General features: G+C 70.2%; 1 protein-coding gene. It reads right to left on the bottom strand.

Annotated features, from left to right (window positions below; translation table 11 throughout):
• On the bottom strand, positions 1-1,643 hold a 1,643-nt coding region (locus AC1DVR_RS23310), incomplete at both ends, for a VCBS domain-containing protein (RefSeq protein ID WP_478003009.1).

Below are 1,643 nucleotides of genomic sequence, written 5' to 3'. Positions count from 1 at the left end.
CGAGACCGTGGTCCGGCTCGCATCCTCCGTCACGGCGCCCGTGTCGCGATCCCCCGGCGCGACCGAGATCGCCGGGGCATCGTTGGTGCCCTCGACGTTGGCGACMAGATAGGTCCGCATCGTTCCGCCATGGCCGTCGCTCACCTCGACYTGGAACATGTCCTTCTTGACATCCCCGGCGGCGAGCGCCTGCACCGCATGGCTGGCGTTGTCGAGCCTRTAGGTCCAGTCGCCGGAAGCGGGATCRAGCGTGAGCGTGCCGTAGGTGCCCTGMSCGCTGCCGACGAGGTGCCAGCTCAGATCGCCCTGCACGTCGTCCACGTCGGTTGCCGTCAGCGTGCCGCTGGCCGTCATCTCGTGCCCTGTGTGATGCACGTTGCCGACGGTCACCGTGCCGCCCGCCGCAAAGGCCGCCGGGCCGTCCTCGGTCACCTCGCCTGTCCCGCCGACCCGCGGGTTCGGCCCGCTCGTCACCACCGGCTTGTCATCGGTGCCCGCGATGCGCACCGTGATGTCATGCGTCGTCCCGTCCAGGCTCGTCACCGTCAGCCGGTCCGTCAGCGGCGGGCTGGAGGGGTTCAGCCCCTGGATCGCCGCCTGCGCATTGTCCGCCGTGTAGGTCCAGTGACCCTGCGCATCCAGCGTGAAGGTCCCGTAGGCCCCCGCAGCACCGGTCACCGGCACGAAGGCCGCTTCGCCCGGGTCGCCGTCCGTCACCGTCAGCTGCCCGTCCGCAGTCAGATGACCGCCCGTCACCCCCACATCCTCGGTCACCTGCCCCGTGTCCACCCCGCCAATCACCGCGCCCTCGCCCGCCCCGGTCACATCGATCGTCACCGTATGCGTCGTCGTGGCGAAGTGGTCGTCGGTGACGCGGACCTCGAAGGTTTCCTGCGCGGCCTGGCCCGCGGTCAGCGCCTGCGTTGCCGGCCGCGTGTTGTCGAGCGTGTAGGTCCAGTGCCCCTGCTGGTCCACGCTCAACGTCCCGTAGGTGCCGCTCTCGTGATCGGGAAGGTGCTCCAGGGGCACGCCGCTCTGGCCCGTTCCGGGCTGCGGGGCGGTGGTGGAGCCCACCGACCAGGTCTCCGGCGCCGCCGTCTGCAGCGCGGCGACCCGCGCACTGGTCATGTCGACATCCGTCACGCTGAGCGACCCCGAGACCGTGGTCCGGCTCGCATCCTCCGTCACGGCGCCCGTGTCGCGATCCCCCGGCGCGACCGAGATCGCCGGGGCATCGTTGGTGCCCTCGACGTTGGCGACMAGATAGGTCCGCATCGTTCCGCCATGGCCGTCGCTCACCTCGACCTGGAACATGTCCTTCTTGACATCCCCGGCGGCGAGCGCCTGCACCGCATGGCTTGCGTTGTCCAATGTGTAGGTCCAGTCGCCGGAAGCGGGATCAAGCGTGAGCGTGCCGTAACTGCCCTGACCGCTGCCGACGAGGTGCCAGCTCAGATCGCCCTGCACGTCGTCCACGTCGGTTGCCGTCAGCGTGCCGCTGGCCGTCATCTCGTGCCCTGTGTGATGCACGTTGCCGACGGTCACCGTGCCGCCCGCCGCAAAGGCCGCCGGGCCGTCCTCGGTCACCTCGCCTGTCCCGCCGACCCGCGGGTTCGGCCCGCTCGTCACCACCGGCTTGTCAT

The organism is Rhodobacter sp. P2_H5, from assembly GCF_056403335.1.
This window is presented reverse-complemented; position numbering and strand designations above follow the sequence as displayed.